Annotated in this window: 1 protein-coding gene; it reads left to right on the top strand. The window is 60.3% G+C overall.

Translation table 11 applies throughout. The features are described from left to right. The coding region (locus tag ACQ4LH_RS22030; protein ID WP_430699024.1) for an efflux RND transporter permease subunit at positions 1 to 295 on the top strand (295 nt) is incomplete at both ends.

The following is a 295-nucleotide window of genomic DNA, read 5'->3' as shown; positions in this document are numbered from 1 at the left end:
TTATAAGGGTGAGGGGCGGATCGTTGCACAGCTCCTGCCGCTCATCTTCCTGCTGCTGCCGGGGCCGGTCGTGGGCGGTCGGGGCCCGGTGATCATCCTGGTTAGTGTGCCGCTGTCGATGGCCGGGGCCTTGCTGGCGCTGACGTTATTCGGCGGCACGTTGAATATCTATTCGCAGATCGGCCTGGTGACGCTGATCGGCCTGATTACCAAGCACGGCATTCTGATCGTCGAGTTCGCCAACGTGTTGTTGCGTCAGGGCCATGAACTCCGGCTGGCTCTTATACACATCTGT

The organism is Pseudomonas peli, from assembly GCF_050563605.1.
GTDB lineage: Bacteria > Pseudomonadota > Gammaproteobacteria > Pseudomonadales > Pseudomonadaceae > Aquipseudomonas > Aquipseudomonas peli_A.
Note: the sequence above shows the minus strand (reverse complement) of the source record. Positions and strands in the feature narration are given on the sequence as shown.